Annotated in this window: 2 protein-coding genes and 2 pseudogenes; all 4 read right to left on the reverse strand. The window is 57.0% G+C overall.

Annotated features, from left to right (window positions below; genetic code table 11):
• Nucleotides 1-219: 219 nt before the first annotated feature.
• Nucleotides 220-330, reverse strand: a pseudogene (locus ACI43T_RS11865) (DUF924 family protein); the annotation flags it as partial.
• Between the two features lie 2 nt (nt 331-332).
• Nucleotides 333-1,097: an SDR family oxidoreductase gene (locus tag ACI43T_RS11870; RefSeq protein WP_003779684.1), complete on the reverse strand. Its 765-nt coding sequence runs from the start codon at nt 1,095-1,097 to the stop codon at nt 333-335.
• A 69-nt stretch (nt 1,098-1,166) separates the two neighbouring features.
• Nucleotides 1,167-1,394, reverse strand: coding sequence for a hypothetical protein (locus ACI43T_RS11875; protein ID WP_405387308.1), 228 nt, complete (start codon nt 1,392-1,394; stop codon nt 1,167-1,169).
• 157 nt (nt 1,395-1,551) lie between these two features.
• Nucleotides 1,552-1,674, reverse strand: a pseudogene (locus ACI43T_RS11880) (hypothetical protein); the annotation flags it as partial.

Here is a 1,674-nt window from a genome sequence, read left to right on the forward strand (position 1 = left end):
GCGTTATCTTCCCTGAGTTGCAGGCGGTATTCGGCGCGGCTGGTGAACATGCGGTAGGGTTCGTTCACGCCTTTGGTGATGAGGTCGTCCACCAATACGCCGAGGTAGGCTTGTTCGCGGCGCAGCAGGAGCGGGTCTTGTCCGCGAATGTATTGCACGGCATTCGCGCCAGTCGGCCAGTTCGCCCTGTGCGGCGCGTTGCCACACGGCAAAAAAGCGTTGGCGGATGATGCCGTCGAACGCATCGGATCGGGCAAACCATTGCTGCGGCGCAGTTTCGCGAAACCAAAAATCCAATACGGCACGATAATCTGAAGACGGAGCGTTCATGATTACAAACCCTTCCGCATAATCCGCTGCCCCAGCCGTGCGGAGAGGCGGTTAATCCAATAGAGCCACTTCGTTTTGCCAATCATGCTTTCAAAGCGGTTGCGTTCAAAATCACGCCAAAATTCGTCTGCCAATTCGTCGGGCGAAATTTTCAGGTGCGCGTGCCCCTTGCCTTTGTACATGGGCGTGGCGACCATGGGCGGCAGGATTTCGAACACGCGGATACCGCTGTTTTCCAACTGCCAGCGCAACACTTGCGAAAAGCTGTGTAGCGCGGCTTTGGTGGCACAGTAAACGGCGCAGGTTTCCTTGGGCACCACCGCCAAGCCCGATGATACGTTGATAACGGCGGCCTGCGGCTTGCCCGCCAGCATGGGTAGGAAGGCGCGGGTGAGCTGCACGGGCGCGGTGAGATTGACGGCGATTTCCTGCGCGATTTCGTCGTCCGTCTGCTCGTCCAACCGTTTGGTGAACTGGATGCCGGCGTTGTTGATGAGGATACTGGTTTCGGGAAACTGCGCCGCCAGCCGTGCGCGGTCTTCGGCTTGGGAAACGTCGGCGACGGCATATCCGCAACGTGCGCCGTTATCGTGCAGGCTGCCTGAAAGCTGTTCTCCTGAAAGTTGTTCTACGGCTTGGCGTAGCGCGTCTTCGCGCCGTCCGACCAAAATCACGCGGTTGCCCGCTGCATGGAACTTTTTTGCCAGCGCAAAGCCGATGCCGGTGGCGCCGCCGGTGATGAGTACGGTGTGTTGTGTGGGGATCATGGGGTTTCCTTGTTTTGGGGGTGCAGGCTGCTTTTTTCAGGCTGCCTATTCTTTCAAAAAGCCGTATTCTTACACCAGTGGTTCGAGTTTGGCAGCGAGGGCGGCGTAGGTGGTTTCGAAGGGGGCGAAGTCGGTTTGCGGAGCGGCCTTTTTCAGGGCGTTGCGGATTTTATACCAGCCTGCACCGCTTTTGTCGAGCAGGTATTCGTCGCGGATTTTGCGTTCGATGTCGGCCCGGTAGAAGGCCTGCCACAGCAAGCCGTAGGTCGGATACTTGTATCCGACACAGCTGTCCAAGATGTCAGATTCAAGAATCCGACCTACGACGCTGCGCGGGAATGACGGCAGGGGGTGCGTTCTATTTTAATCTACATAAATATGTGTCGGTATTAAAAAAGGTCGTCTGAAACCTGATTTTCGGTTTCAGACGACCTTTTCTTATCTGCGGGTGAGCCTACTTCGCCCCCTTAAACCCGCGCTTCAAATGCACCATCAGCAACGCCACTGCCGCAGGGGTTACGCCGGAAATGCGGCTGGCTTGGCCGACGGTTTCGGGTTTGTGCTGGTTGAGCTTTTG

Origin of the sequence: Neisseria oralis, assembly GCF_045062685.1 — a bacterium.
GTDB classification, from domain to species: Bacteria; Pseudomonadota; Gammaproteobacteria; order Burkholderiales; family Neisseriaceae; genus Neisseria; species Neisseria oralis.

Bases quoted from the DNA above. Each gene is read 5' to 3' on its own strand.
- ACI43T_RS11870 (WP_003779684.1), bottom strand. From the start codon at position 1,097: ATGATCCCCACACAACACACCGTACTCATCACCGGCGGCGCCACCGGC.